The 25975-nt window shown below is 72.6% G+C and carries 27 protein-coding genes and 5 tRNA genes; 8 read left to right on the top strand and 24 right to left on the bottom strand.

The window, feature by feature from the left end:
* Window position 1: 1 nt before the first annotated feature.
* The 12 genes from secD to pgsA form a co-directional block, all read right to left on the bottom strand.
* Window positions 2–1804 carry a protein translocase subunit SecD gene (secD, locus tag DEH69_RS01565; protein WP_258534375.1) on the bottom strand — a complete coding sequence of 601 codons (1803 nt, stop codon included), beginning with the start codon at window positions 1802–1804 and terminating at the stop codon, window positions 2–4.
* A gap of 216 nt (window positions 1805–2020) precedes the next feature.
* The gene (gene yajC / locus DEH69_RS01560; protein WP_113685025.1) at window positions 2021–2470 is read right to left on the bottom strand and encodes a preprotein translocase subunit YajC; all 450 of its coding nucleotides are present in this window, start codon (window positions 2468–2470) and stop codon (window positions 2021–2023) included.
* Between the two features lie 175 nt (window positions 2471–2645).
* On the bottom strand, window positions 2646–3710 hold the full coding sequence (gene ruvB, locus DEH69_RS01555; protein ID WP_113685024.1) for a Holliday junction branch migration DNA helicase RuvB: 1065 nt from the start codon (window positions 3708–3710) through the stop codon (window positions 2646–2648).
* Window positions 3711–3754: 44 nt separating this feature from the next.
* Entirely contained in the window at window positions 3755–4384 is a 630-nt protein-coding gene (ruvA, locus tag DEH69_RS01550; RefSeq protein WP_113685023.1) for a Holliday junction branch migration protein RuvA, read from the bottom strand.
* Entirely contained in the window at window positions 4381–4935 is a 555-nt protein-coding gene (gene ruvC / locus DEH69_RS01545) for a crossover junction endodeoxyribonuclease RuvC (RefSeq protein WP_113685022.1), read from the bottom strand. Before ruvC ends, ruvA begins: the two co-directional genes overlap by 4 nt.
* A gap of 121 nt (window positions 4936–5056) precedes the next feature.
* Entirely contained in the window at window positions 5057–5809 is a 753-nt protein-coding gene (locus tag DEH69_RS01540; RefSeq protein WP_113685021.1) for a YebC/PmpR family DNA-binding transcriptional regulator, read from the bottom strand.
* A 69-nt stretch (window positions 5810–5878) separates the two neighbouring features.
* Window positions 5879–6469, bottom strand: coding sequence for a pyridoxal 5'-phosphate synthase glutaminase subunit PdxT (gene pdxT, locus DEH69_RS01535; protein ID WP_113685020.1), 591 nt, complete (start codon window positions 6467–6469; stop codon window positions 5879–5881).
* A 16-nt stretch (window positions 6470–6485) separates the two neighbouring features.
* Window positions 6486–7400 carry a pyridoxal 5'-phosphate synthase lyase subunit PdxS gene (pdxS, locus tag DEH69_RS01530; protein WP_113685019.1) on the bottom strand — a complete coding sequence of 305 codons (915 nt, stop codon included), beginning with the start codon at window positions 7398–7400 and terminating at the stop codon, window positions 6486–6488.
* A 154-nt stretch (window positions 7401–7554) separates the two neighbouring features.
* Complete coding sequence (locus tag DEH69_RS01525) at window positions 7555–8118, bottom strand: hypothetical protein (RefSeq protein WP_113685018.1); 564 nt, start codon at window positions 8116–8118, stop codon at window positions 7555–7557.
* 29 nt (window positions 8119–8147) lie between these two features.
* Window positions 8148–9308 (bottom strand): glycosyltransferase family 4 protein, encoded by a 1161-nt coding sequence (locus DEH69_RS01520; protein ID WP_113685017.1) that lies wholly within the window; start codon window positions 9306–9308, stop codon window positions 8148–8150.
* Complete coding sequence (locus DEH69_RS01515; protein ID WP_113685016.1) at window positions 9305–10252, bottom strand: phosphatidylinositol mannoside acyltransferase; 948 nt, start codon at window positions 10250–10252, stop codon at window positions 9305–9307. Before DEH69_RS01515 ends, DEH69_RS01520 begins: the two co-directional genes overlap by 4 nt.
* Entirely contained in the window at window positions 10249–10989 is a 741-nt protein-coding gene (gene pgsA, locus DEH69_RS01510; RefSeq protein ID WP_181727209.1) for a phosphatidylinositol phosphate synthase, read from the bottom strand. The genes DEH69_RS01515 and pgsA overlap by 4 nt, the downstream gene beginning before the upstream one ends.
* Before the next feature lie 242 nt (window positions 10990–11231).
* On the opposite strand from pgsA, the gene DEH69_RS01505 reads away from it, so the two are divergent.
* Window positions 11232–12911, top strand: coding sequence for a hypothetical protein (locus tag DEH69_RS01505; RefSeq protein WP_258534361.1), 1680 nt, complete (start codon window positions 11232–11234; stop codon window positions 12909–12911).
* 21 nt (window positions 12912–12932) lie between these two features.
* Here the strand turns inward: DEH69_RS01505 and DEH69_RS01500 are convergent, their stop codons facing one another.
* From DEH69_RS01500 to DEH69_RS01485, 4 genes are all read right to left on the bottom strand, one after another.
* Entirely contained in the window at window positions 12933–13490 is a 558-nt protein-coding gene (locus DEH69_RS01500) for an HIT domain-containing protein (RefSeq protein ID WP_113685014.1), read from the bottom strand.
* Between the two features lie 69 nt (window positions 13491–13559).
* A complete protein-coding gene (gene thrS, locus DEH69_RS01495) occupies window positions 13560–15539 on the bottom strand; it encodes a threonine--tRNA ligase (RefSeq protein WP_113685013.1) in 1980 nt (659 codons plus the stop codon).
* Between the two features lie 536 nt (window positions 15540–16075).
* Window positions 16076–16147: transfer RNA gene (locus tag DEH69_RS01490), tRNA-Val, on the bottom strand.
* 42 nt (window positions 16148–16189) lie between these two features.
* Window positions 16190–16609 carry an SRPBCC family protein gene (locus tag DEH69_RS01485; RefSeq protein WP_258534360.1) on the bottom strand — a complete coding sequence of 140 codons (420 nt, stop codon included), beginning with the start codon at window positions 16607–16609 and terminating at the stop codon, window positions 16190–16192.
* Window positions 16610–16819: 210 nt separating this feature from the next.
* On the opposite strand from DEH69_RS01485, the gene DEH69_RS01480 reads away from it, so the two are divergent.
* Entirely contained in the window at window positions 16820–17233 is a 414-nt protein-coding gene (locus tag DEH69_RS01480; RefSeq protein ID WP_003959770.1) for an SsgA family sporulation/cell division regulator, read from the top strand.
* Between the two features lie 142 nt (window positions 17234–17375).
* Here DEH69_RS01480 and DEH69_RS01475 read toward each other — a convergent pair whose 3' ends face one another.
* Window positions 17376–17573, bottom strand: coding sequence for a hypothetical protein (locus DEH69_RS01475; protein WP_258534359.1), 198 nt, complete (start codon window positions 17571–17573; stop codon window positions 17376–17378).
* Window positions 17574–17673: 100 nt separating this feature from the next.
* Window positions 17674–18096 carry a hypothetical protein gene (locus tag DEH69_RS01470; RefSeq protein WP_113685012.1) on the bottom strand — a complete coding sequence of 141 codons (423 nt, stop codon included), beginning with the start codon at window positions 18094–18096 and terminating at the stop codon, window positions 17674–17676.
* A gap of 84 nt (window positions 18097–18180) precedes the next feature.
* Here DEH69_RS01470 and DEH69_RS01465 point away from each other — a divergent pair, with 84 nt between their 5' ends.
* Window positions 18181–18699: a DsbA family protein gene (locus tag DEH69_RS01465; protein WP_113685011.1), complete on the top strand. Its 519-nt coding sequence runs from the start codon at window positions 18181–18183 to the stop codon at window positions 18697–18699.
* On the opposite strand, the gene DEH69_RS01460 is transcribed toward DEH69_RS01465, so the two are convergent.
* From DEH69_RS01460 to DEH69_RS01450, 3 genes are read right to left on the bottom strand one after another with little or no spacing between them, the layout of a single operon-like run.
* Complete coding sequence (locus tag DEH69_RS01460) at window positions 18681–19523, bottom strand: GNAT family N-acetyltransferase (RefSeq protein ID WP_113685010.1); 843 nt, start codon at window positions 19521–19523, stop codon at window positions 18681–18683. The genes DEH69_RS01465 and DEH69_RS01460 overlap by 19 nt on opposite strands.
* Window positions 19524–19582: 59 nt before the next feature.
* Window positions 19583–20407: an aminotransferase class IV gene (locus DEH69_RS01455; protein ID WP_113685126.1), complete on the bottom strand. Its 825-nt coding sequence runs from the start codon at window positions 20405–20407 to the stop codon at window positions 19583–19585.
* A complete protein-coding gene (locus DEH69_RS01450; protein WP_113685009.1) occupies window positions 20382–21482 on the bottom strand; it encodes a chorismate-binding protein in 1101 nt (366 codons plus the stop codon). The genes DEH69_RS01455 and DEH69_RS01450 overlap by 26 nt, the downstream gene beginning before the upstream one ends.
* Before the next feature lie 119 nt (window positions 21483–21601).
* On the opposite strand from DEH69_RS01450, the gene DEH69_RS01445 reads away from it, so the two are divergent.
* From DEH69_RS01445 to DEH69_RS01430, 4 genes are all read left to right on the top strand, one after another.
* Window positions 21602–21674, top strand: a tRNA-Gly gene (locus DEH69_RS01445).
* 22 nt (window positions 21675–21696) lie between these two features.
* A tRNA-Cys gene (locus DEH69_RS01440) sits at window positions 21697–21767 on the top strand.
* 1 nt (window position 21768) lies between these two features.
* A tRNA-Val gene (locus DEH69_RS01435) sits at window positions 21769–21840 on the top strand.
* Between the two features lie 43 nt (window positions 21841–21883).
* Window positions 21884–21955 (top strand) — tRNA-Val (locus DEH69_RS01430).
* A gap of 209 nt (window positions 21956–22164) precedes the next feature.
* On the opposite strand, the gene DEH69_RS31195 is transcribed toward DEH69_RS01430, so the two are convergent.
* Window positions 22165–22332: a hypothetical protein gene (locus DEH69_RS31195; protein ID WP_181727203.1), complete on the bottom strand. Its 168-nt coding sequence runs from the start codon at window positions 22330–22332 to the stop codon at window positions 22165–22167.
* Between the two features lie 333 nt (window positions 22333–22665).
* On the opposite strand from DEH69_RS31195, the gene DEH69_RS01425 reads away from it, so the two are divergent.
* Window positions 22666–23730 (top strand): serine/threonine-protein kinase, encoded by a 1065-nt coding sequence (locus tag DEH69_RS01425; protein WP_181727202.1) that lies wholly within the window; start codon window positions 22666–22668, stop codon window positions 23728–23730.
* Between the two features lie 19 nt (window positions 23731–23749).
* On the opposite strand, the gene DEH69_RS01420 is transcribed toward DEH69_RS01425, so the two are convergent.
* Together DEH69_RS01420 and cobA are read right to left on the bottom strand one after the other, a co-directional pair.
* Window positions 23750–24592, bottom strand: coding sequence for an RNA methyltransferase (locus DEH69_RS01420; protein ID WP_113685007.1), 843 nt, complete (start codon window positions 24590–24592; stop codon window positions 23750–23752).
* Complete coding sequence (gene cobA / locus DEH69_RS01415; RefSeq protein WP_113685006.1) at window positions 24589–25794, bottom strand: uroporphyrinogen-III C-methyltransferase; 1206 nt, start codon at window positions 25792–25794, stop codon at window positions 24589–24591. Before cobA ends, DEH69_RS01420 begins: the two co-directional genes overlap by 4 nt.
* Window positions 25795–25975 lie beyond the last annotated feature (181 nt).

The raw sequence follows: 25975 nt of genomic DNA, 5'->3' as shown, positions 1-25975 counted from the left end.
CTCACGCCTCCTTGGGGTCGCTGGGAACGGGTGCCGGACGCCGGGCGCCGCGCAGGATCGGCCTGGCCCCGAGGCGCTTGGGGTCGAGCCCCGACCACGAGTGGCCGCCCGAGAAGAACTTCCGCCTGGCCAGCAGGGTCATCAGCGGCTTCGTGAACAGGAAGACCACCACCACGTCGAGCGCCGTCGTCAGGCCCAGCGTGAACGCGAAGCCCTGCACCTTGCCAACGGTGACCACGAAGAGGACCGCTGCGGCGAGGAAGGAGACGAAGTCGGAGACCAGGATGGTCCGTCGGGCGCGCGGCCAGGCCCGCTCGACGGCGGGGCGCAGGCTGCGGCCCTCCCTGACCTCGTCCCTGATGCGTTCGAAGTAGACGATGAACGAGTCCGCCGTGATGCCGATGGCGACGATCGCACCGCACACGGCCGGGAGGTTGAGCGCGAAACCGATCATCGGGCCGAGCAGCGCCATCAGCGAGTAGGTGAGCGCCGCGGAGACGACGAGGCTGGCGATGGCGATCAGCGCCAGGCCGCGGTAGTAGACCAGCATGTAGGCGATGACGAGGGCGAGGCCGATGCCGCCCGCGATCAGGCCCGCCCGCAGCTGCTCGTCACCGAGGGTCGGCGAGACGGTGGAGACGCTCGCCTCCTCGAAGGTGAGGGGCAGCGCGCCGTACTGGAGGATGTTCGCCAGGTCCTCAGCGGACGCCTGCGTGAAGCCACCGGAGATCTCGGCGCTGCCGCCACCGAGGCGCTCGGAGACGGAGGGGGCGGAGACGGTCTCGCCGTCGAGCACGATGGCGAAGCGGTTCTGCGGCTCGACCTGCATGGCCAGCTCGGCGGTGATGTCGGCGAACTTGTCGGCGCCTGAGTTGCTGAAGTCCATCTGGACGATCCAGCCCTGGCCGCGCTGGGTGTCGTAGACGGCGTCCGCGCCGCTGACGTCACGGCCAGGGACGGCCACGGGGCCGAGGGCGTACTTGGTGGTGCCCTCGGCGTCGCACGTCACGACGGGCTCGTCGTCCTGGGCCTGGGCTGCGGCGCGGCTGGCCTCGAGGCGCCCCGCCTCGGTGGTGCAGTCGAGCGCGTCGAGCTGGGCCTGCGGGTCGGCCGGGGCCTCGTCGCCCGCGCCGCCCTCGTCGGCGGCGGCGTCCGACTCCTCGTCGGTGGGCTCCTCGCCCGCGCCGTCGCTCGGCTCATCGCTCGGCTCATCCGAGGCGTCCTGGGCCGGGTAGGACGCCAGGCTCATGGTGCCGAGGCCGCCGTCGCGGGCGCCGGGGACGCCGAGGCTCTGGCTCTCGTCGCCTGACGCCTCGTCCGCGGGCTCCTCGCTGGCGTCGTCGCTCGGCTCCTCGCCCGTGTCCTCGCCCGCTCCGTCGCTCGGCTCGTCCGTGGGCTCGCCCGACTCCTCGTCGGTGGGCTCATCGCCCGTGTCCTCGCTCGCGCCGTCGCTCGGCTCCTCGGTGGGCTCATCGCCCGACTCGGCCGGGGGCGCCGCGGAGGCCATCGTCAGCACGGGGCGGAAGCCGAGCTCGGCCGTGGTGCCGACCTGCTCCCTCGCCTGCTCCTCGTTGGTGCCCCTGGGGATGTTGACGATGATGTTCCGGTCGCCCTGGGTCTGCACCTCCGCCTCGGAGACGCCGAGGCCGTTGACCCGGCGCTCGATGATACTGACGGCGGTGTTGAGGTTCGTCGAGTTGATCGCGTCCTCGTTGCCCTCCTCGGCCACGGCGGCGAGCGTGATGCTCGTGCCGCCGGCGAGGTCGATGCCCAGGCGGGGCGTGGTGTGACCCGAGGCGAACATCCCCGCGACCAAGCTCACCACGATCAGCGAAATCAGCGTCAGGGCCCGCCCGGGCCTCCCCTGCGCTCCCTTGGTCCTCCCGCCTCTCTTGGCGGAGGAGGACCTAAGGCTCTTCTTCGGTGTCGCCACCTTCTCGTCTTCTCTCTGTCCAGCGGTCCGCGGCCGGTGACCGCCGCGCGGCGGAATGGCTGACGGGCGGCCGAAGCCGCCTCGCGCTCAGGACTTGGGGTCGCGCGGCTCCTTGGGGGAGCTGTCAGGAGAGTCGGACGTCACGGCGTCGTCGGTGTCGGCCTTGCCGAGCTCGACGCGGTCGCCGTCGTCCTCGGTGAGGGAGGAGGCGTCATCGGGAACGACCGGGGCCTCGTCCTCGTCGTCCACGTACGGCTCGTCGTTGATGATCCGCTGGTACTCGTCCGCGTCGAGGACGGCGCCGATGGCGTTCTTCGCGTAGACCGCGTGCACCCCGGGGGCGACCTCGAGGAGGACCGTGTCCTCCCTGACCTCCTTGACCTCGGCGTACATGCCGCCGATGGTCCGCACCCCCGACCCCGGCTCCATCGAGTCCCGCATCTCGAGAGCCTGACGCTGCCGGTTCTTGGCGGAGCGCGTCATCAAGAACATGACGCCGATGAGCAGAATGAAGGGGAAGAGAAACGCGATGTCCACGGCGGAGGGATTTCCTTTTGTTCGGCCGCTGAGGCGACCTGACGTATGGGGGGCGGGCATGCCTTCCCGCACGGGGTCGGCAACGGCGGAGTCTAGGGGAGGCCGTACTCGGGGAACAACGTTCAGGATGCCACCGGAGTTCCGGGGGCGTGAAATCCGCGGTGCGGGGAACGCCTCACATCCCGAAGAGTCCGTCTTGTCCCGTCCCGCCCTCCCGCGTCGGCGGCGTCAGGCCGAGGTGGCGCCAGGCCGCGGGGGTGGCGACGCGGCCACGCGGCGTCCTGGCGAGCAGCCCCTCCCTGACGAGGAACGGCTCGGCGACCTCCTCCACGGTCTCGCGCTCCTCCCCCACCGCGACCGAGAGCGTGGACAGGCCCACGGGGCCGCCGCCGAAGAGGTTGAGCAGGGCGTGCAGGACCGAGCGGTCGAGCCGGTCGAGGCCGCGCTCGTCCACCTCGTACACCGCGAGCGCGCGCCTGGCCGCCTCGTGGGTCACCACGCCGTCCGCGCGGACCTGGGCGTAGTCGCGCACCCGGCGCAGCAGGCGGTTGGCGATGCGGGGGGTGCCGCGCGAGCGCCCCGCGATCTCGGCTGCGCCGTCCTTCGTCACCTCGACGGCGAGCAGCCCTGCCGAGCGGTGCACGACGCGTTCGAGCTCGGCGGGCTCGTAGAACTCCATGTGCCCGGTGAACCCGAAGCGGTCGCGCAGCGGTGGCGGCAGCAGCCCGGCCCTCGTGGTGGCGCCGACCAGGGTGAACGGCGGCAGCTCCAGGGGGATGGCCGTGGCCCCCGGGCCCTTGCCGACGATGACGTCGACCCTGAAGTCCTCCATCGCCATGTAGAGCATCTCCTCGGCGGGCCGCGACATCCGGTGGATCTCGTCGAGGAAGAGCACCTCGCCCTCGGCGAGGGAGGACAGGATGGCGGCCAGGTCGCCCGCGTGCTGGATGGCGGGGCCCGAGGTGATCCGGATCGGGGCGCCCATCTCGGCGGCGATGATCATGGAGAGGGTCGTCTTGCCGAGCCCCGGGGCGCCCGAGAGCAGGACGTGGTCGGCGGTCGCGCCGCGGGCGCGGGCGGCGCGCAGCACCAGGTCGAGCTGCTCGCGGACGCGGGTCTGGCCGATGAACTCGCCGAAGTCCTTGGGGCGCAGCGCCGCCTCGACCGCCAGGTCATCCCGGTCGGCGGCGGCGCCGACCAGGCGCTCCTCCACGCCGTCGGTCTGCTCGTCCCAGCTCATGGTGTTCGCCTTCCGGCCCGGGCCGCCTCGCTGCTCACGGGGGCCTACCTGGTGCGGTTGAGGGTTTGCAGGGCGGCGCGCAGCAGCCTCGGGACGTCGGGGGCCGCGCCCTCGGCCTCGGCCGCCTCGGCCTGCGGGGCGACGGCGGCCAGGGCGCCGTCGGCGTCGCGCGGGGCGTAGCCGAGGCCGACGAGGGCGGTCTGGAGCTGCTCGCGCCAGCCGGGGGGCGCCGCGGCGCGCGCGGGTCCCGCCTCGGGCGCGGCGGTGGACAGCGGGGCGCCGAGGCGGTCGCGCAGCTCGAGCAGGAGCTTCTGCGCGCCCTTCTTGCCGATGCCGGGCACGGCGGTGAGCGCCTTCTCGTCGCCGGTGGAGACGGCACGGCGCAGCGCGTCGGGGCTGTGCACGGCCAGCATGGCCTGGGCGAGGCGGGGGCCGACGCCGCTCGCGGTCTGGAGCAGCTCGAAGACCCCTCGCTCGTCGTCGTCGGCGAAGCCGTAGAGCGTGAGGGAGTCCTCCCGGACGACGAGCGACGTGGCGAGCCTGGCGCGCTCCCCCACGCGCAGCCCCGCGAGGGTGCCAGGGGTGCACTGGACGGCGACGCCGATGCCGCCGACCTCGACCACCGCGGAGTCGGGGGCGAGGGCGGCGACGGGTCCTGCGACGAAGGCGATCATGAGGGGATGGTGCCCTTCGGTCGGGGGGCGGGCGGCTCGCGGCGCGCCGCCGCGTGGGCCCGCCTGATGCGGTCGTGGGCCGGGGCGCGCCAGATGTGGCAGATGGCGAGCGCGAGGGCGTCGGCGGCGTCCGCGGGCCTGGGGGGCGCGTCGAGGCGGAGCAGGCGCGTGACCATGGCGCCGACCTGTGCCTTGTCGGCGCGCCCGCTGCCGGTGACGGCGGCCTTGACCTCGCTCGGCGTGTGCAGGGCGACGGGCAGGCCGCGCCGGGCCGCGCAGAGCATGGCCACCGCGCTCGCCTGCGCGGTCCCCATGACGGTGCGGACGTTGTGCTGGCTGAACACCCGCTCCACGGCGACCGCTTCGGGCCTGTGGGCGTCCAGCCACTCCTCCAGGCCGCGCTCGATGGCCACGAGCCGCAGCGGGGTCTCGGCGCTGGCCGGGGTGCGCAGCACGCCCACCGCGGCCATCCGCAGGGCGCGCCCCGGGGCCCCGTCCACGACACCGACACCGCAGCGGGTCAGCCCGGGGTCGATTCCCAGTACCCGCACGGGCCCTCCCTCGTTCGACGGCTCCCCGCCGGAACGGCTCGGGCGGGACACGCGGCACGCTACCCGCCCCCACCGACAATCGCCGTGAGCCGACGAGGTCTTGGGGGTGTTGAACGATGTGCTACGCGTCGACCTTGGCCATCACGTCGTCGGCCACGTCGAAGTTGGCGAAGACGTTCTGCACGTCGTCGCTGTCCTCGAGGGCGTCGATCAGCCGGAAGATCTTGCGGGCGCCGTCCTCGTCGAGCTCGACCTGCACCGTCGGCAGGAAGCCCGCCTCGGCCGAGTCGTAGTCGATCCCGGCCTCCTGGAGGGCGGTGCGCACCGCGACCAGGTCGCCAGCCTCGCTGACGACCTCGAACGACTCGCCCAGGTCGTTGACCTCCTCGGCGCCCGCGTCGAGCACCGCGCCGAGCACGTCGTCCTCGGTCTGGCCCGCCTTGGGGACGATCACCACGCCCTTGCGGTTGAACAGGTAGGACACGGATCCCGGGTCGGCCATCGAGCCGCCGTTGCGGGTCATGGCGACGCGGACGTCGGAGGCCGCGCGATTGCGGTTGTCCGTCAGGCACTCGATGAGGACGGCCACTCCGTTCGGCCCGTACCCCTCGTACATGATCGTCTGGTAGTCGGCGCCGCCCGCTTCGAGGCCCGCGCCGCGCTTGACCGCGCGGTCGATGTTGGTGTTGGGGACCGAGCTCTTCTTGGCCTTCTGGATGGCGTCGTAGAGCGTGGGATTCCCCTCGGGGTCACCGCCGCCGGTCCGCGCGGCGACCTCGATGTTCTTGATCAGCTTCGCGAACAGCTTGCCGCGCTTGGCATCGATCACGGCCTTCTTGTGCTTGGTGGTTGCCCACTTGGAGTGGCCGGACACAGCGCTGCTCCTTCGATGTCACCAGAAATTCCCTCATCGATCAACGTGTTTGATCCTACCGGCAGTGTGCTACCGCGCCGTGCGCACCATGTCGGCGAAGAGTGCGTGGACCCTGTGGTCGCCGGTGAGCTCCGGGTGGAACGCGGTGGCCAGCAGCCGGTCCTGGCGCACGGCGACCGGGTGCCCCTCGTGGACGGCGAGCGTCTCGGCCAGGGCGCCGGTGGACTCTACCCAGGGCGCGCGGATGAACACGCCGTCGACCGGGCCGCCGGGCACCCCTGCCATCTCGACGGCGGCCTCGAACGACTCGTTCTGCCGCCCGAAGGCGTTGCGCCGCACGATCATGTCGATGCCGCCGACGGTCTCCTGGCCCGAGCGGGGGTCGAGGATCTTGTCCGCGAGCATGATCATGCCCGCGCACGAGCCATAGGCGGGCATGCCGGACCTGACGCGTGCGCGCAGGGGTTCGAGCAGCCCGAAGGCGTGGGCCAGTTTGGAGATGGTGGTCGACTCGCCGCCGGGGATGACCAGTCCTTCGACCTCGGCCAGCTCCTCGGGGCGGCGCACGGTGGTGACCCGTGCGCCCGCCCCGGTCAGGGCGGCCAGGTGCTCGCGGACGTCTCCCTGGAGGGCGAGGACGCCGATGAGGGGGGAGGTCACGCGCGCCGCCCTCCGCTCACCAGCCGCGCGAGGCGTAGCGCTCGCCGTCGGGCAGGGTGTCGATGTTGATGCCGACCATGGCCTCGCCGAGGCCGCGGGAGACATCGGCGACGATCTTGGGGTCGTCGTGGAATGTCGTGGCCTTGACGATGGCCGCGGCCCGCTTGGCCGGGTCGCCCGACTTGAAGATGCCCGAGCCGACGAACACGCCCTCCGCGCCCAGCTGCCGCATCAGCGCGGCGTCGGCCGGGGTCGCCACGCCGCCCGCGGAGAACAGCACCACCGGCAGCTTGCCCAGCGCGGCGACCTCCTTGACCAGCTCGTAGGGGGCGCGCAGCTCCTTGGCCGCGGCGAACAGCTCGTGGTTGTCGAGGGCGCGCAGGCGGCCGATCTCGCCCCTGATCTGCCGCATGTGGCGGACGGCCTCCACGACGTTCCCCGTGCCGGCCTCGCCCTTGGAGCGGATCATGGCCGCGCCCTCGGCGATGCGCCGCAGGGCCTCGCCGAGGTTGGTGGCGCCGCACACGAACGGGGTGGTGAAGGACCACTTGTCGGTGTGGTTGACCTCGTCGGCCGGGGTGAGCACCTCGGACTCGTCGATGTAGTCGACGCCGAGCGCCTGGAGGACCTGGGCCTCGACGATGTGCCCGATGCGGGACTTGGCCATCACGGGGATGGACACGGCCTCGATGATGCCGTCGATCATGTCGGGGTCGGACATCCTGGCCACGCCGCCGTCCTTGCGGATGTCGGCGGGAACGCGCTCGAGCGCCATGACGGCCACGGCCCCCGCGTCCTCGGCGATCTTCGCCTGCTCCGGGGTGACCACGTCCATGATCACTCCGCCCTTGAGCTGCTCGGCCATGCCGCGCTTGACCCGGGCGGTGCCGGTCTCGGGCGTCTGGGGGGCGTGGGATGACGTGCTCGACACGGGATCTGACCTCACTCAGCGGTAGCTTCTGGGGAGAGATGGGGTGGTACGCCCCATCGTAGGACCGGTGGCGGCGTGGGCGTCGTGCCCCGCGGCCGAGGCCACCTTCGATGAAACCGCGAAGTGGCCCCGGGCGAAAAGAGCCAATCGGCAGTCAGTGGCCTGGACGATCGGGCCGTGCCGCGTGCTCGACCAGCGCCGCGGGCGGCTCGTCGTCCATCTCGAACGCCAGCGGGAACGGCGCGTGCCCCGCCAGCCTGAACCACCGCACCGTGCGATGGCGGCGCACGGCCCGCGCGGCGCGCACCGCGTCGTTGTGGAAACGCCGGGCCATCGGCACCCGGCGCACCGCGGCCTCGAGTTCGTCGGCGCTCGCCTGCCCGCCCGGCGCCTCACGGACCGCGACGACCTGCGCGCTCTCGGCGAACACCGCCCGCAGCGCCTGGCTCAGCTCGCTCTCCGCGACCTCGCGCTGGTCCTCGGGCGCGAGCCGCGCGGCGTGCGCCGCCTGGTAGATGACCATGGAGGCGGCCGGGTCGAACACCCCGGCGGTGGCCAGCTCCTGGGCCACGGAGGCGCGCCGCAGGAGCTGCGCGTCGAGCGCCGCGCGCGCCGCGTCGATGCGCGCGTGCAGCCGGTCGAGACGCCCCGCGGTCCAGCTGAGGTAGACGCCGATCAGCACCAGGACGAGAACGATCCAGATGACGGTGGTCACGATGCGTCACCCTACCGGCAGGGCCCGCGGCCTCAGTCGCGGGTGCGGCCGAGGCGGCCGAGGAACCCGGCCCGGTCGTCGGGGGCCACCGCATCGGCGCCCGCCGTGACCGTCTCGTAGACCGCGAGCACATCGGCGCCGACGGTCGACCAGTCGAACCTGCGCACATGCCCGCTGCCGCGCTCCCGCAGCTCGTTCCGCCTGGCCGGGTCCCCCAGCAGGCGGACGGCGGCGGCGGCCAGCGCGGCGGCGTCCTCGTTGGGGAAGAGCTGCCCCGCCGCTCCCCCGTCGAGCACCTGGGCGAACGCGTCCAGGTCGCTCGCCAGCACGGGCGCGCCCGCCGACATGGCCTCGACCAGGATGATGCCGAAGCTCTCGCCCCCGGTGTTGGGAGCGACGTAGAGGTCGACGCTGCGCAGCAGCCTGGCCTTGTCCTCGTCGCTCACCATGCCGAGGAACTCCACGCGCCCCCTGAGGTCGTCGGGCAGCCCGGCCACCGCCTCCTTCTCGTCGCCGCGCCCCGCCACCAGCAGCCTGGCCCCCGGGCGCTCCCGCAGGATCCGCGGCAGCGCGCGCATCAGGACGGGAAGCCCCTTGCGCGGCTCGTCGATGCGGCCGATGAACCCGATGGTCCCGCCCTGCCACTCCGCCTTGGGCTCGGCGTCCGCGAAGAAGCCGACGTCGACGCCGTTGGGGATCACCACCGCGTCCCCGCCCAGGTGTTCCACGAGGGTGCGCCGGGCGTACTCGCTGACGGCGACGCGGGCGCTGATCTTCTCCAGCGCGGGCTGGAGCATCGGATAGGCGGCGATCATGACGCGCGAGCGGGGGTTGGAGGTGTGGAACGTCGCGACGATCGGGCCGCGCGCCGCCCAGCACGTCAGCAGCCCGAGCGAGGGAACGGACGGCTCGTGGATGTGCAGCACGTCGAAGTCGCCCTCGTGCACCCAGCGCCGCACGCGCGCCACGGAGCGCACGCCGAGGTTCACGCGCGCCACCGAGCCGTTGTACGGAACGGAGACGGCGCGCCCGGCCGCGACCACATAGGGCGGCAGCGGGGTGTCCTCGTCGGCCGGGGCGAGGACGGACACGTGGTGGCCGCGCCTGATCAGGTGCTCGGCCAGGTCGCGGACATGGAACTGGACACCGCCCGGCACATCCCAGGAGTAGGGGCAGACGATGCCGATCCTCATGCCGTTCCGCCTCCTCGGCCCGAGCCCTCGCGCCCGTCGCCGCCCGCCGCGGCGGCGTGCCGGGCGATGTCGGCGGGCCACAGCGGCTGGAGCATGTGCCAGTCCTGGGGGTGCGCCGCGATGCCCGCGGCGAAGTGGTCGGCCAGGGCCTGCGTCATGACGGCGGTCCGTTCGGCGCGGGTGCCGGTCTCGGGCACGGGTACCGGAGGCATTATCCGGCCGCGCATCACCGGCGGCTCGTCGTACCACAGGGTGACCGGCAGGAGCAGCGCGCCGGTCTGCTGGGCCAGCAGCGCGGGCCCGCCCGGCATGCGGGCGGTTTCGCCGAAGAACGTCACGTCCACGCCGGACGCCGACAGGTCGCGGTCGGCGACCAGGCACACCAGGCCCCCGGCCCGCAGCCGCCGCGCCAGGCGCCCGAACGAGGCGCCGCCCGTGTGCGGAATGACCTCCATGCCGAGGGACTCGCGATAGGCGACGAAGCGGTCGAAGAGGCGGTCGGGCTTCAGGCGCTCGACGACCGTGCCGAACTCCGTCTCGAGTGCGGTGACCATCCAGGCCCCGGCCAGGTCCCAGTTGGCCATGTGCGGCAGGGCCAGGATGACGCCGCGGTCGCCCTCTATGGCGTCCGTCAGGTGCTCGAAGTCCTGGGTCTTGAACGCGCCCCTGATCCGCTCCGTGCCCCACGCGGGCAGCCGGAACATCTCCATCCAGTACCGCAGGTAGGACCGCATCCCGGCGCGGGACAGCTCGCGCAGCTCATCGGGTCCCGCGCCGGGGACGACCCGCGCGAGGTTGGCCTCGAGGCGCAGCACCCCGGCGGTGCGGCGGCGCCACGCGGAGTCGGCGACCCGGCGGCCCAGGGCCTGGGCCGCGGGCTCGGGCAGGCGCTTGATCCCGCCCCACCCGGCCGCGTAGAGCGCGTCGGCGAGCCGGTCCCTCATGCCGGGCCGCTCTGCCGGGCCTGCTCGCTGCCCTGTTCGCGCTCGCGCTCGCGTTTCCGCTCGCGTTCCGGCTCCCGTTCCCGCCCGCGCTCCCGCTCCTCGGCGGCGTCGGCCTCGGCGGACTCGCGACGGATGGTGACCACGCGCTGGATGAGGGTGATCAGGCTGCCGACGGCCACTACCCACAGGGCGAGCGGCAGCAGCAGGCCGATGTGCGGCACGTCGAACGTCCGCTCCCACCCGGCGAATCCGGCCAGGACGAGCGTGATCACCAGGCGCTCGGCGCGTTCGACCAGCCCGTTGACGCGGACCGGCAGGCCGATGCTCTCGCCCCGCGCCTTGGTGTACGACACGACCTGGCCGCTGGCCAGGCAGAAGATGGTGACGGCGCAGAGCGTCAGGTTGTCGCCGTTCCCTGCGTACCAGAGCGCGATGCCGGTGAAGATGGCGGCGTCGGCCACCCGGTCGAGGGTGGAGTCGAGGAACGCGCCCCACCGGCTCGATGTGCCGATCTGCCGCGCCATGTTTCCGTCGACGAGGTCCGAGAAGACGAAGAGGGTGATGACGACGGTGCCCCAGAAGAACTCCCCTCTGGGGTAGAAGGCCAGTGCTCCCGCCATGACTCCGGCGGTCCCTGTCACCGTCACGGCGTCCGGCGTCACCCGCATCCTCAGCAGGAAGGCGGCGAACGGCGTGAGGACACGCGTGAAGAATGCACGCGCGTACTTGTTGAGCATGTCCTTCCCAGGGGTCAGGTCGCAGCGGGCCGCGTCGGGGCGGCCGTCCGAAAGCCCCATCGTAGCCACGTGCGCGGGGCGGTGACGCGGGCCCCGGCTGATGGCGCGAAGCCGGTCGTTGTGGCCCTGCGGGCCGCCGCGCGCCGCTAGGCTGGTCCGGGCAGGTGTGCCGGACCTCCGGGAAGGGAACTGGCCTGGAGGCGGCTGGCGTTCGAGGCGTGTGAGGACTGTGGGGGTGTTCGGTGGCCGGGCTGGACGACCTGAAGCGATCGGCGGGGGTGGAGTTCGACTTCGCGCCCGGGGCCCAGGTCCCGCTGTCCGCTGCGGACAGCGGAAGGACCGGGGTGAGCAGCGCGATCGCCTCGGTGGCCTACCGCGAGGGCGTCGCGCCCGCCGACATCCGCGACCCCAATGACAAGGCCGAGGTGAAGGCCGGGCGCTTCTCCCTCCTTGAGCCCAACCTCGGCGAGGCGTTCACGCGCGCCATCGAGGTGCGGATGCTGGCCGACGGGCGCAAGCCGATAGTGCAGTCCTTCGGCGCCGAGCCGCAGACGGTGGTGGAGCACAGCCTGGCCGCCAAGCGCATCCGCAGGCAGCGGGACCGGCAGCTGACCGCCATCATGATCGTCTTCGGGCTGCTTTTCCTGCCCGGCGTCCTGATATGGCTCGGCCTCTTCCAGCTGCGCCGGACGATCGCGGGGGCGCAGGACCGGCGAGCGGGCGCGTTCGGCATGGCAGGTCTTGTCCTGGTCGCCGCGCTGATCGTGCTGATGGTGCTGCGGCTGCCGGTCGACGGCGTGCTCCAGATCTATGTGTGGGCCGCGCTGCCCGCGCCGATCATCGGCTGGTACCTGGCGAAGCAGATCTGCGAGCGCACCGCGAAGAACCTTCGGGCGCACTGGTCGGACCTGCTGGGCGGCGGCGGGAGCGGCGCGCAGATCCCCGAGGCCGTTCCGCAGAACCCCAACGACGCGGAGGCCGAGCGGCTGCGGGTGGGCCTGGCCAAGCTGGCGGCCGAGCAGAGCAGCAATCTGCTCCACTACGCGGGCACCGACGGGATACTGGGCATGGGCGTGCGCTGGGCCAGCTGGCAGCTGGCCGAGGAGCTGCGGCCCAAGGACGCGACGCGGGACATCGACCCGTTCCGCGCGTGGGACGTCGCCCGCGCGATGCACGACCAGCTGCGGCTGCTCGAACGCGGGCCGCTGCACACCGGCGGCTTCCCGACCCCCTCCATAACGCACTGGGTGGTCCGCCACGTCGGCAACGGGGCGGGGGCCATCTCGCGCCCCGAGGGCCCCAACACCGAGGGGTACAGCTTCAGCAACATCGAGGTCCAGCGGATCTGCAACGAGCAGCAGTTCGACAAGGGCGACCGGCACTACCTCGGCGTGCAGTTCGTGCTGTGGGACGGCGAGTTGGTGATCACGATGATGATCACGGTGACCGTGCTGCACCACACGCTGCGGATCGAGGTGACGGCGCACGCGCTCGGCCCGCTCCACGGCTTCTTCCGCAAGGGCCCCGACACCAAGAAGAAGAAGATCCGCAGCGCGAGCAAGCCCTGGAAGATGGTGGAGCAGCCGCTGCCCTACGTGGACGCCAAGGAAGTGGTGCGGCTGGCGGCGCGGGCGCCGCTGACGTGGTTCCCGGCGACGCTCGACAAGTACGGCGGCACGCTGAGCCTGCCCGAGCCGTTCGGCCTGCGCCACACGTGGGCGACGGCGCCGTGGAAGCACCGTTTCATGATGGACGACGCGCTGCGGGCCGTGACGCCTGTGCTGCGGGTGGCGCACGCGGCGGCGATGCGGGTGCTCGACGAACACGGCGTGGACGTCTCGGCGTTCGAGAGCAGGTCGCAGGCGCTCAGCGGTCAGGTGCAGACCGCCGAGCCGCGGAAGGCGGACGAGTACAACATGTGAGCCGGGCGCGGCCCGCCGCGCTCAGGCGGGCCAGACGTCGGCGAGCATCCGCCGGGTGTCGGCGAGGAGTTGGGGCAAAACCTTGGTATGCCCCACGACGGGCATGAAGTTGGCGTCCCCGCCCCACCGCGGCACCACGTGCTGGTGCAGGTGGGGGGCGATGCCCGCACCCGCGGCCGAGCCCTGGTTGAGGCCGATGTTGAAGCCGTGGGCGCCCGAGGCCGTGCGGATCGCGGTCATGGCGCGCTTGGTCTGCTCGGCCAGCTCGACGGTCTCGGCGTGGTCGAGCTCGGTGTAGTCGGCGACGTGGCGGTAGGGCACCACGAGCAGGTGGCCACTGTTGTACGGGTAGAGGTTCAGGACGGCGTAGGTGACCTCGCCGCGGGCGATGACCAGGCCGTCCTCGTCGCTCTTGCCGGGAATCGAGCAGAACGGGCAGCCGTCCCCGGCCCCGTCGCCGGTGGGCTTGCCCTCGCCCTGGATGTAGGCCATCCGATGGGGGGTCCAGAGGCGCTGGAAAGCGTCCGGCGTCCCGACCCCGATCTGCTGCTCCGGCTCGCTGCTCATGCGGGCCAGCATATGGCGTTGGCGTGCGGTGGAAGGGCCCAGGGGCGGTGGCTGGATCCGGCCCCGCCCCCGGGCGCTCGGTCAGACCTGGACGCGTCGTGCGACCGCGTCGGCGATCTCGGCCAGGGCCTCGTCGCGGGGGACGCCGTTCTTCTGCGAGCCGTCCCTGTAGCGGAAGCTGACCGCGCCGTCGGCGATGTCGTCGTCCCCGGCGATGACCATGAACGGGACCTTCTGCTTCTGGGCGTTGCGGATCTTCTTCTGCATGCGGTCGGACGAGCCGTCGACATCCATCCGCAGCCCGCGCCCCCTGGCCTCGGCGGCGAACGCCTCCAGGTAGGGGACGTGGGCGTCGCCGATGGGGATGCCGACGGCCTGCACGGGCGCGAGCCACGGCGGGAAGACGCCCGCGTAGTGCTCGACCAGGACGGCGAAGAACCGCTCGATCGAGCCGAACAGCGCCCGGTGGATCATGACGGGCCGCTGCCGTGAGCCGTCCGCCGCGGTGTATTCGAGCGCGAACCGCTTGGGTTGCTGGAAGTCGACCTGGATCGTGGACATCTGCCAGGTGCGGCCGATGGCGTCCTTGGCCTGAACGGAGATCTTCGGCCCGTAGTACGCGGCGCCGCCCGGGTCCATGACCAGCTCGAGCCCCTGCTTGCCCGCGGCCTGGCGCAGCACCTCGGTGGCCTCGGCCCACTCCTCGGGCTCGCCGATGAACTTGTCCGAGTCACCGCGGGTGGACAGCTCGAGGTAGAACTCGCTGAGGCCGTAGTCGCGCAGCAGGTTGAGCACGAAGGTCAGCAGCGTGTCCAGCTCGTCGGGCATCTGCTCCTTGGTGCAGTAGATGTGCGAGTCGTCCACGGTGAAGCCGCGGGCGCGGGTGAGGCCGTGCACGACGCCGGACTTCTCATACCGGTAGACCGTGCCGAACTCGAAAAGCCGCAGCGGCAATTCCCGGTAGGACCGCCCACGCGCCCGGAAAATCAGGTTGTGCATGGGGCAGTTCATCGCCTTGAGGTAATAGTCCTGCCCATCGAATTCCATGGGCGGGAACATCGACTCGGCGTAGTGCGGCAGATGGCCCGAGGTCTCGAAGAGATTCGCCTTCGTGATGTGCGGGGTGTTGACGAATTCGTACCCGGCTTCCTCGTGGCGGCGCCGCGAATAGTCCTCCATGACCCGGCGGATGACCCCGCCCTTGGGGTGGAAGACGGCGAGTCCCGAGCCGAGCTCCTCGGGAATGGAGAAGAGGTCGAGCTCGGCGCCCAGCCTGCGGTGGTCGCGCTTCTCGGCCTCGGCGAGAAACGCCAGATGGGCCTTGAGCTCGTCCCTGCTCGGCCACGCGGTGCCGTAGATCCGCTGGAGCTGGGGGTTCTTCTCGCTGCCACGCCAGTACGCGGCCGCGGTGCGCATCAGCTTGAACGCCGGGATCAGCCGCGTGCTGGGCAGGTGCGGGCCGCGGCACAGGTCCTTCCAGCGGACGTCACCCGAGGCGGGGTCGACGTTGTCGTAGATGGTCAGCTCGCCCGCGCCGACCTCGGCGCCCGCGCCCTCGGCCTGGTCCGCGGCTGAGCCCTTGAGCCCGATCAGCTCCAGCTTGTAGGGCTCACCGGCGAGTTCGTCCCTGGCCTCGGCATCGCCCACCACGCGGCGCGAGAAGCGCTGCCCCTGCTTCTGGATCTGCTGCATGCGCTTCTCGATGCGGCCGAGGTCCTCGGGCTGGAAGGGCCGCTCGACGTCGAAGTCGTAGTAGAAGCCGTCCTTCACGGGCGGCCCGATGCCGAGCTTGGCCTCGGGGAACAGCTCCTGCACGGCCTGCGCCATGACATGCGCGGTGGAGTGGCGCAGGATGTCGAGGCCGTCGGGCGACCCGATGAGAACGGGCTCGATCTCGTCGCCGTCGGCCAGCGGGCGGTCGAGGTCCCGTAGTTCGCCCCAGACGCGGGCGGCGACGACGGACCGGTCGCCCTCGAAGATCGCGGCGGCCGTCGTGCCCGTGGCCACCACGCGTTCTTCCCGCTCGGAATCGCGTTTGATGATCACACGGACGTCTGACACCGGTCTCTCCTGACACTCATGGCGTACGGAAGCAGCCTGCGCTGCGCGGTTGGCATCGTACCGACCGGGAGCACCCGAGGGCGAAGCAGAAAGCGCTGGCCGCGCGAGAACGGTGGTCGCCGCGCGGGGGTGCGGGTGGGAGGAGCGTTCGCCGCGCGAGCCCGGGACGGCCCCACCCAATGTCCGCGAAGCCACTCGGACTCGCCGCACCCACCCACCGGCCCATGAGGGGGTGCGGGTGGCAAAGCCCCCGCTACGCGAGGCGAAGCCGAGCCACAACAACCAGAGCCAAGCCGCCCACGCGTTCCGTGGACACCACCGGCCCATGAGGGGGTGCGGGTGGCAAAGCCCCCGCTACGCGAGGCGAAGCCGAGCCACAACAACCAGAGCCAAGCCGCCCACGCGTTCCGTGGACACCACCGGCCCATGAGGGGGTGCGGGTGGCAAAGCCCCCGCTACGCGAGGCGAAGCCGAGCCACAACAACGAGGGCGAAGCGGTCCACGCGTTCTGTGGACACACTTCACCCTCGCACTCGTGGGCGATACTGGGATCGAACCAGTGACCTCTTCGGTGTGAACGAAGCGCTCTCCCGCTGAGCTAATCGCCCGGGGCCGCTCACCGCGGCACGGGTAGAACCATACCGTGTGGATCACCCGTCATCCAAATGAACTCCCAACCAGGTGCGCAGACCTCGCTGTCCGCCCCGCATCATCAGCGCGTGGTTGGCGGTGAACGCCGCGCGCAACGGCCGTGCCAGCGGCCGGAGTAGCCGCTTGGTGAGCGCGGTGTCCTGCTCCCAGTGGACCCGGGTGCCGGGGTCCCTGTGGCTGGCGGAGAAGCGCAGCCAGCCGTCGAGGTCGCCGCTCAGCGCGATGTGGAGCGTCCAGGTCCCGGGGTCGCGGCATGTCTCCGTGATCCCGACGCGGAGGTCGAACGGGAGGGCCGAGCGAAAACGGCACGACCCGGTGTCGGGACCGGTCCGCACGACCTCGCGGACCTGGGGCCACCAGCGGGGGTAGTCCTCGGGCGTGACCAGGACGTCATAGACGGCGTCGGGCGGCGCTGCCACCCACCAGTCTCCGCGGAATCGGAATCGGTTTGTCCGGCTGTCGGCGATCACGCTATCTCCTGCTATAACCCATATCGCTGCTCCCCCATTGGAATGACATTAAAGGCCATAATTAGGGCAGAGGGGTTTACAACCGACGCGTACGTGGCATCTCGATTTGGCCGACGTGCGAATCCCCGAGCGCACACTGAGCGAAAGGCCCTGGCGCTTATGAACACCACGGTCAGCTGCGAGCTGCACCTGCGCCTCGTTGTATCGAGCGAGTCCTCACTTCCTGTACCCGCGGGGCTGCGGTATGACACGGCGGACCCCTACGCCGTACACGCCACGTTTCACACCGGAGCCGAAGAAACCGTCGAATGGGTTTTCGCCCGAGACCTCTTGGCCGAAGGGTTGCACCGCCCCACGGGCACCGGCGACGTCCGGGTGTGGCCCTCCCGGAGCCATGGCCAGGGAGTCGTCTGCATCGCCCTCAGCTCACCCGAGGGCGAGGCGCTTCTCGAGGCTCCGGCCCGCGCCCTCGAGTCGTTCCTGAAGCGGACCGACGCCGCGGTGCCACCGGGCACCGAGCATCGGCACTTCGACCTTGATACGGAGCTCTCGCACATCCTGGCGGAGAGTTAGAGACCCGCCGGTCCCCCAACGCCGTCTGACTCGGGGCGACGGCGCGGGACCGGCGATACACGGCGCACGGCGCCGTCGTGGCCCCCGGGCCGCGGCGGCGCCGTCGTGCGTGTGCGGGGGGCATCATCACTGTCAGGGACTGTCAGAGCAGGAACTGGTCATGCACCCCCGCGATGAGCAGCAGCGCGCCGATGACGGCGAGGAAGAGCATCAGCGGGGGCTGGGAGAGAGCGAAGAGGCAGCCGTTGCCCTCGGGGGCGCCGGGTGCGGTGTCCTGCGGGGCGGCGGGGTGTGGCCCGCCGCTTGAGTCGGGAGTCGGCTCCCTGGTGATGTGCGCCATGTCGTCGCGATCATGGCGCAGGCGGGGGGCGCTCCGCGATCAACACGTCGCATTTGTGCAACGTTACACGGAATGTCGACCCGTGCGTGTCACGGTCCGATCAGATGCCGTGCTTCTTGAGGATGGCCTCGATGTCGGAGAAGTCGTCCGGGTCGGCGGCGGCGCCCTTGGCCTTCCTGCCCGCGCCCCTGGAGCCGGGGAGCGAGGGCGTGGCGCCGCCGGTCACGGCCATGGCGTCGGGGGCGGGGCCCGCCGCGGGGGCGCCACGCCCTCGGCCGTCGGCCAGGCGGCCGGAGAGGAACAGCAGCACCGCGCAGGCCAGCACGCCGAAGCCCGCCCAGGCCACGGGGTTGAAGGTCATATTGACCACGAAGCGCACCACGCCCGTCATCGCGAGGCCCACGGGCAGCAGGGCCACGGCGGCGGTCCGCAGCGCCAGCGCGTAGCGCCTGCGGCGCGCCACCAGGAAGGCGACGCCTAGGCCCGCGGCGGATAGAAGGGTACAGACAGTGCCGATCAACATCTTTCCATCCTGCCGCGCCGCCCTCCGTAAGGCCATGGCCTCGGGCGCGGATCAGGGGAATCTCCGGGTGCGAGACTGGGGCCCATGAACGAGACGACCGGCCGCCGCGCCGTGCTGGACGTGTGGTGTGACCTCCAGTGCCCCGACTGTCACCGCGCGGAATCCGACCTGCTCGCCCTGCGGGAGCGGTTCGGGGAGGCCCTGGAGATCAGGCGCCGCCACTTCCCGCTCGCCAGCCACCCGCACGCACTCGCCGCCGCGCAGGCGGCCGAGGAGGCCTACGCCCAGGGCCGGGGCGACGCGTACTGGACGGCGCTGCTGGCCCGCACCGCCGACCTCGGTGCGCGGGGCACCGTGGTGCTGCTCGAGGTCGCACGCGATCTCGGGCTCGACGCGGACGAGGTGGACACCGCCCTGATCGACGGGCGGCACATGCTCATGGTCGACGCGGACCAGGCCGAGGGCGAGGCGCTCGGGGTCAGCGGTACGCCGACCTATGTCATCGGCGGCACACGCCTGGACGGGGGCAGGAGCCAGGAGGGCCTGCGCGAGCGGATCGCCGAGATCGCCGAGTCGCTGCTGGATCAGCCGAGCGGCTTGTAGAGGTGGTGCTCGACCGGCCGGTAGCCGAGTGAGGCGTAGAGCCGCAGCGCCGGGGTGTTGCCCGCGAAGACGTTGAGCCCGAGGACGCGGCCGCCCGCGGCGCGCGTGAGGCGTTCGGCCTCGATCATCAGCGCCCTGCCGTGGCCGCGGCCGCGGTGCTTCTCGTCCACGGCTACCGAGAAGACATACGCGTCGGCGCCGTGCGGCAGCCGCTCGGGGTCGGTGGAGAGCCACAGCGTGCCGACCGGCAGGTCATCGTGGGTCAGCACGCGCAGGGCCGCGCGCTCGGTGGCGAGCCCTTCGGGGAGCAGCGTGGCATGGGCGGAGCGGCCGCGTTCCTCGGCGGTCGTCTCGGGAACGCCCCGCTCGACCCACTCCCGCACATACCGCTCGCGCGCCTCGACGCGCCAGTCCTCGAACTCGGGCCCTGTCATGGCGCGGGCCGCGAGGCCCCTGGGCAGGGAAGGGGGGTGCTCGGGCAGCTCCTTGGCCATGTTGAGGTTGCGTTCGAGATAGCCGAGCGACCTGGCGAGCTCCAACGCGCCGTCCGCCGTCGCGGGTACGGAGGCCACGACCTGGCGGCAGCCCTCGCCGCGCAGCACCTCCTCGGCCGCGAGCGCGGCGACGGTGGCCCGGCCGCGGCGGCGGTCGTCGGGGGCGATCTCGAGCTGGGCGATCCGCCCGAACACGTCGCCTTCGGTGGCGTACACGGTGAGGCGCAGCGCGCCGGCGCGGCGGCCGTTGACCCTGATGTCGAACGGACGGCTGCGGAGCCCGTCCGCGCCGCTCTCCTCGGGACCCGCGGGGCGCAATGTGGTCGTCATCCGCTGATCAATACCCCGTGAAACGTGACGTGAGCCACCCCAATTTCCGCGCGGGGCGGTCAGGGGTCGATGTCGGCGGCCGAGCGCTCGCGGAAGACGCGCAGCGCCTCGGCTGTCACGGGGCCCGGGGCGCCCGGCAGTTCGCGGTCGTCGACGCGGCGGACGGCCTGGACATCGCGGGCCGTGGAGGTCAGGAAGATCTCGTCCGCCTCGCGCAGGGCGCCGAGCGGCAGCTCGGTCTCCTTGGCGCCCGACCACTCGACGACGAGCGCGCGGGTGACTCCGGCGAGGCAGCCCGAGGAGAGCGGCGGCGTGTGCAACTCCCCGTCGATGACCACGAACACGTTGCTCCCCGTGCCCTCGCACAGGTGGCCGGCGGTGTTGCCGAACAGCGCCTCGGACGCGGCGGACTTGCGGGCGCGGGCCAGGGCGATGACGTTCTCGGCGTAGGAGGTCGTCTTGAGCCCGGTGAGCGCGCCCCGCTCGTTGCGCGTCCACGGGACGGTGACGACGGCGGTGGACTCGGGGAGGCGGGCGCCCTCGACATGGGCGACCACGAGGGTGGGCGGCGCCTGGCCGCGGTCGGAGCCGAGCGGGCCGACGCCTCCGGTGTAGGTGACGCGGAGGCGGCCGAGGGGCAGTGGAAGGGCCTTCACCACCGCGGCGCACGCCCGGCGCACGTCGTCGAGGTCGGGCGCGGGCAGGCCGAGTCCCGCGGCCGAGACGGCGAGCCGGTCGAGGTGGCGGGTGAGGGCGAACGGGCGCCCCTCCTCGGTCTTGATCGTCTCGAACACGCCGTCGCCGACGGTCAGTCCGTGGTCGAAGACGGAGACGCGCGCACTGTCGGCGTCGCGCAGCTCACCGTCCAGCCAAATCAGCGCCATATCGGATCCCTTCGAACTCGCGGGGCTGCCCTCCCGTAGACGCTACCCCTACCAGGCGCGCGGCCTTGAGCTCGGTCTCGGCCCACTCCCCCGCGGGGTCGGAGTCCCAGGTGATCCCTGCGCCCGTGCCGAACCGCAGCACGGGGCGGGCCCGTTCGCCCTCGCCTCCCGCGCCGACTCCCGTGTCGATCCAGAAGGTGCGGATGCCGACGGCGAGCTCGCCCGCGCCGCGGTCGGCGTCGACCCAGCCGACCGCGCCGCAGTAGGGGCCGCGTTCCACGGGCTCCAGGTCGTCGATGACGCGCAGGGCACCGGACTTGGGGGCGCCGGTGACCGAGCCCGGCGGGAACGTGCCCGCGAGCAGCTCGGCCCATCCGGCCCCGGGCGCCAGCTCGCCGCGGACGGCGGAGACCAGGTGGACGAGCCCGGGGTGGTGCTCGATGTGACACAGGCGGGGAACGGTCACGGTGCCGGGGGCGCAGACCCGGCCGAGGTCGTTGCGGACCAGGTCGACGATCATGACGTTCTCGGCGCGGTCCTTGGGCAGCATCAGCTCGGGCGTGGGGGCGGTGCCCTTGATCGGGCCCGACTCCACGGTGCGGCCGCGGCGGCGCAGGAACAGCTCGGGCGAGGCCGTCGCGACGGCGACGCCGTGCGCGGGCAGGCGCACGGTGCCCGCGAACGGCGCGGGGTTGCGGGCGGCGAGCAGCGCGGTGAGCGCGTCGATGTCGGCCGGTCCTGGCAGGGGCGCGGACAGGACGCGGCAGAGGTTGGCCTGGTAGACGTCGCCCGCCGCGATGTGCGCGCGAACGCGCTCGACGCCCGCGACATAGGCGTCGCGGTCGAGCGAGCTGGTCCACTCCCCCGGGGCCGGGCCGCGCCAGCGCCCTGGGTCGGCGGGGGGCGAGGGCGCGGGGCGGACGTCGGCGAACCTGGCGCAGACCAGCCGCCCTTCGTAGGTGTGGACCACCGCCCACCAGCCGGTGGAGTCGAGCGCGGCCGGGTCGTCGGTCACGTCGCGCAGGCCGGTGGCGAGGAGCCCGCCGAAACGGGCGAGCGGGGGCAGGTCGTGCACACGTGCGATTCTAGGCGCGCCTCGGCGGGGTGGCGGGGATACCGAGTTTGAGCTGAGAGGCGGATCCGCTAAAGTTCATGACGTCGCCGGGTCACGGAAGTGGTGGCGGGGACAGCACTGCGGACGTAGCTCAGTTGGTAGAGCACCACCTTGCCAAGGTGGGGGTCGCGAGTTCGAGTCTCGTCGTCCGCTCGAAGGGGGCCCGCCCCCATCCGGTGGAGTGGCCGAGAGGCGAGGCAACGGCCTGCAAAGCCGTCTACACGGGTTCAAATCCCGTCTCCACCTCGGACGATTAGCTCAGCGGGAGAGCGCTTCCCTGACACGGAAGAGGTCACTGGTTCAATCCCAGTATCGTCCACGAGGTCCGCGAGGACCCGCCCCGGAGCCCCGGCTCCGGGCCCGCGCGATTAGCTCAGCGGGAGAGCGCTTCCCTGACACGGAAGAGGTCACTGGTTCAATCCCAGTATCGCGCACCGCCGGGAGGCCGGAGAGTCCACGCTCTCCGGCCTCTTCCCATGTGCGCGAAGGTGCTTCGACGTGCTTCGACGTGCCGTTGAACGGACTGGTGCCCGGACAGCTCCCCAGCTGTCCGGGCCCTTGGTCGTCCGCCTCACCCCCGTCCCCACGGGGCTGTCAGCCGGTGTCCCCGACCCGGGCCGCTCTCCCGGGCCCGGGGCGCCGCTCAGCGCCCCAGCGTGCCGGCCACGGACGACGCCTGTGTCATGACGGCTTCGACGCCGCCGATCGCCACGGCCAGGACGAGGGCGAGAGGCAGCACCATGGCCGTCGCCACCAGCGGGTGGCGGCGCTCGGCCCTAGCGGTGCCGGTCCGTGCCGCGGTGCGCGCCATCTGTCCACTCCTGTCGTGGGGTTGGGGCGGCGGGCGGGTGACCTCGGGGGACGAGTGTTACGCCCGCCGCCTGGTCCATACATTAGGCGGGCGGCACCTTCCGGGACGTCAGCCCGGCGTACTGACCTGGGGGCATCCCCCAGGATGAGAAGCGTGCCACCTGGCTACTCCCCAGGGTGGAGGACCGCGTGCCCGAGCCGGGGTTTTCCCCCAGGGGTGCGGAGCGTCAACCCGCTGGTGCGCGTGGGGGGGCGTGCGCGCGGCCTTATCACTGCTCGGGCCGCGCAGTCCGTAAGCTGTGGCTCATCACAAGCACGGGGCAGCGAGGTGGACATGGCGATGATGCGGCTCCGGCGCGAGGACCCGCGAGTCGTCGGAGCGTTCCGGCTCCACCGGCGGCTCGGGGCCGGGGGCATGGGGGTCGTGTACCTCGGCTCCGACCGGCGCGGGCAGCGGGTCGCGCTCAAGGTGATCAGGCCGGATCTGGCCGAGGACGAGGAGTTCCGTTCGCGGTTCGCGCGTGAGGTGTCCGCGGCGCGGCGGATCCGCGGGGGCTGCACGGCCCGGCTGGTGGCGGCCGATCTCGACGCCACACGGCCGTGGTTCGCCACCCAGTATGTGCCGGGGCCCTCGCTGCACGACAAGGTGATGGAGGAGGGGCCGCTCTCCGCCGCCGAGACGGCCGCGATCGGCGCGGCGCTCGCCGAGGGCCTGGTCGCCGTGCACGAGGCCGGGGTGGTGCACCGGGACCTCAAGCCGTCCAACATCCTGCTGTCCCCCAAGGGCCCGCGGATCATCGACTTCGGCATCGCGTGGGCCACGGGGGCCAGCACCCTGACCCATGTCGGAACGGCCGTGGGCTCCCCCGGCTTCCTCGCGCCCGAGCAGGTGCGCGGGCAGCCGGTGACGCCCGCGAGCGACGTGTTCTCGCTCGGGGCCACGCTGGCGTACGCGGCGCTCGGCGACTCCCCGTTTGGCCAGGGCAGTTCCGAGGTGATGCTCTACCGCGTGGTGCACGAGGAGCCCCAACTGCGGGGCGTGCCCGCCGCGCTGGCGCCGCTGCTGCGCTCGTGCCTGGCCAAGTCGCCGACGGAGCGGCCCAGTACGCTCCAGCTGTCGCTGCGGCTCAAGGAGATCGCCGCACGTGAGGCGCGGGGCGCGACGCAGTCCACCGCGAGCCATCCACGGGCGAACGCGCCGGCGCGCGCGCCGGCTCCCCGGCAGCCGGGCACGCGGACGGCGCCCGCGTCCGCGGGGAGCCGGACGCGGCCCGCTCAGCGCAAGCGGCGCCCGGTGGACCGGAGGCTGCTGCGGCAGCGGCTTGTCGTGTTTGTCACGGTGACGCTGCTCGTGGCGCTCGGCGTCGCGGCGGCGCAGGGCTGCCAGGGGCCCATCTGAGCGGCGCGGGGCGGGGCGTTCAGCGGGGGCGGGCCAGGGCGTAGCAGGCGACCGCTGCCGCCGCCGCGACGTTGAGCGAGTCGATGCCGTGCGCCATGGGGATGCGCACGCGGGCGTCCGCCGCGGCCAGGGCGCGCGGCGTGAGCCCCTCGCCCTCGGCGCCGAGCAGCAGCGCCACGCGGGCGTCCCGGTCGTCCTCGACGGCCTCGGCGATGTCCCGCGCGCCCTCGGCCGGGGTGAGGGCGAGCAGCCTGAACCCCGCGTCGCGCACCGCCGCGAGGCCGCAGGGCCACCGGCCGAGCCTGGCGTAGGGCAGCGAGAACACCGCGCCCATCGAGACCTTGACCGAGCGCCGGTAGAGCGGGTCGGCGCAGTCGGGCGAGAGCAGCACCGCGTCCATGCCGAGCGCCGCGGCGCTGCGGAAGACGGCGCCGACGTTGGTGTGGTCGTTGACGGCCTCGAGGACGACGAGGCGGCGCGCGGTGGCGAGCAGGTCGCCCGGCTCGGGGAGCGGGGTGCGGCACATCGAGGCCAAGGCGCCGCGGTGGACGTGGAAGCCTGTGACGCGCTCGGCGAGCGCGGGGCTCACCACATAGACGGGGGCCCCGGCGCGTTCGACCAGGTCGCCCATCGCCTCGGCCCAGCGCGGGGTCAGCAGCATCGAGCGCATGGGGTAACCGGCGCGCAGGGCGCGGCGGATGACCTTCTCGCCCTCGGCCATGAAGAGACCGCCCGCGGGCTCGACGCGCCGCCGCAGGGCGACATCGGTGAGCGAGGTGTAGTCGGCGAGCCTGGGGTCGTCGGGGTCATCGACCGGGATGGGCCCGGGAACGGGGGCCGGAACGAGGGCTGGCGCGGTCATCCGGCGTTCACCACGTCGCCGATGACGATCACGGCGGGCGGGCGCACGCCCTCCTCGTCGATGCGGCGGGCGAGCGTGCCCAGGGTGGCGTCGACGCGGCGCTGGGCGGCCGTGGTGCCGTCCTGGACGACGGCGGCCGGGGTGTCGGCGGGGCGGCCGTGGGCGACGAGCGTGGCGGCGATGGCGGCGGCGTGTTCGACGGCCATCAGCAGCACGAGGGTTCCGCGCAGGGCCGCGAGGGCGGGCCAGTCGACCAGGGAGCGGGGGTCGTCGGGCGCGAGATGGCCGCTGACCACGGTGAACTCATGGGCGACGCCCCGGTGGGTGACGGGGATCCCGACGGCGGCCGGGACGCCGACGGCGCTGGTGACGCCGGGGACCACGGTCACCGCGACGCCCGCCTCGGCGAGCGCGAGCGCCTCCTCCTTGCCGCGGCCGAAGACATAGGGGTCGCCGCCCTTGAGCCTGACCACCGAACGCCCCGCCCTCGCGTGCTCGAGGAGCGCGGCGTTGATCGCCTCCTGGGCCATGGCGCGGCCGTAGGGGATCTTGGCGGCGTCGATGACCTCGACATGCGGGGGCAGCTCGTCGAGCAGGTCGCGGGGGCCGAGCCGGTCGGCGATCACGACGTCGGCCTCGGCGAGCAGCCTGCGCCCCCGCACGGTGATCAGGTCGGGGTCGCCGGGGCCGCCGCCGACCAGGGCCACGCCGGGGACGCGGCCGCGGTGCCGTGGCGCGCCGAGCGTGCCGTCGCGCAGGCCCTCGACCACGGCGTCCCTGACGGCGGCGGAACGGCGGGGGTCGCGCCCTGTGAGCACGGCCACGGTCACGCCGTCGCTGCGGCCCGTCGCGGGCGTCCACGCGGTCGCCGCCTCGGCGTCGTCGCTGCGCACGCACCACACGCGGCGCCCCTCGGCCTCGGCGGATGCCGCGGCGTTGACCTCGGGGTCGTCGGTGGCGATCAGGGCGTACCAGGCGCCTTCGAGGTCGCCGGCGCGGTACCCGCGGCGCTCCCAGACGAACTCCCCCGCGTCCGCCATGGCCTGCACGGACGGGGTGACCTCGGGTGCGACCAGCCGGACGTCGGCGCCCGCGGCGAGCAGCGCGGGCAGCCGCCGCTGGGCGACGGTGCCGCCGCCGAGCACCAGGACGCGGCGGCCTGAGAGCCGCAGGCCGACGGGGTAAGCGGGGTGGGTGGGCATCGCTTGGGGTGACTCCTCGCGGGGGAACGGGCCTGCCGAACGCGGGTGCGACCCGTTCGGCCCCCACACCCTAGGCCCTGCCCGGGCGGACTTCGACGACGAGCCCGCGGACCACCGTGTCCGACGCCGTTCGCTGATCCGCGAGGATCCGGAAGACGGGCCCTGGGTGTGTTGATCAGCC

Source organism: Streptomyces sp. PT12, assembly GCF_003311645.1.
In the GTDB taxonomy this organism is placed as follows: domain Bacteria; phylum Actinomycetota; class Actinomycetes; order Streptomycetales; family Streptomycetaceae; genus Streptomyces.
The sequence above is the reverse complement of the archived record's forward strand: the minus strand, read 5'-3'. Positions and strand labels throughout refer to the sequence as shown.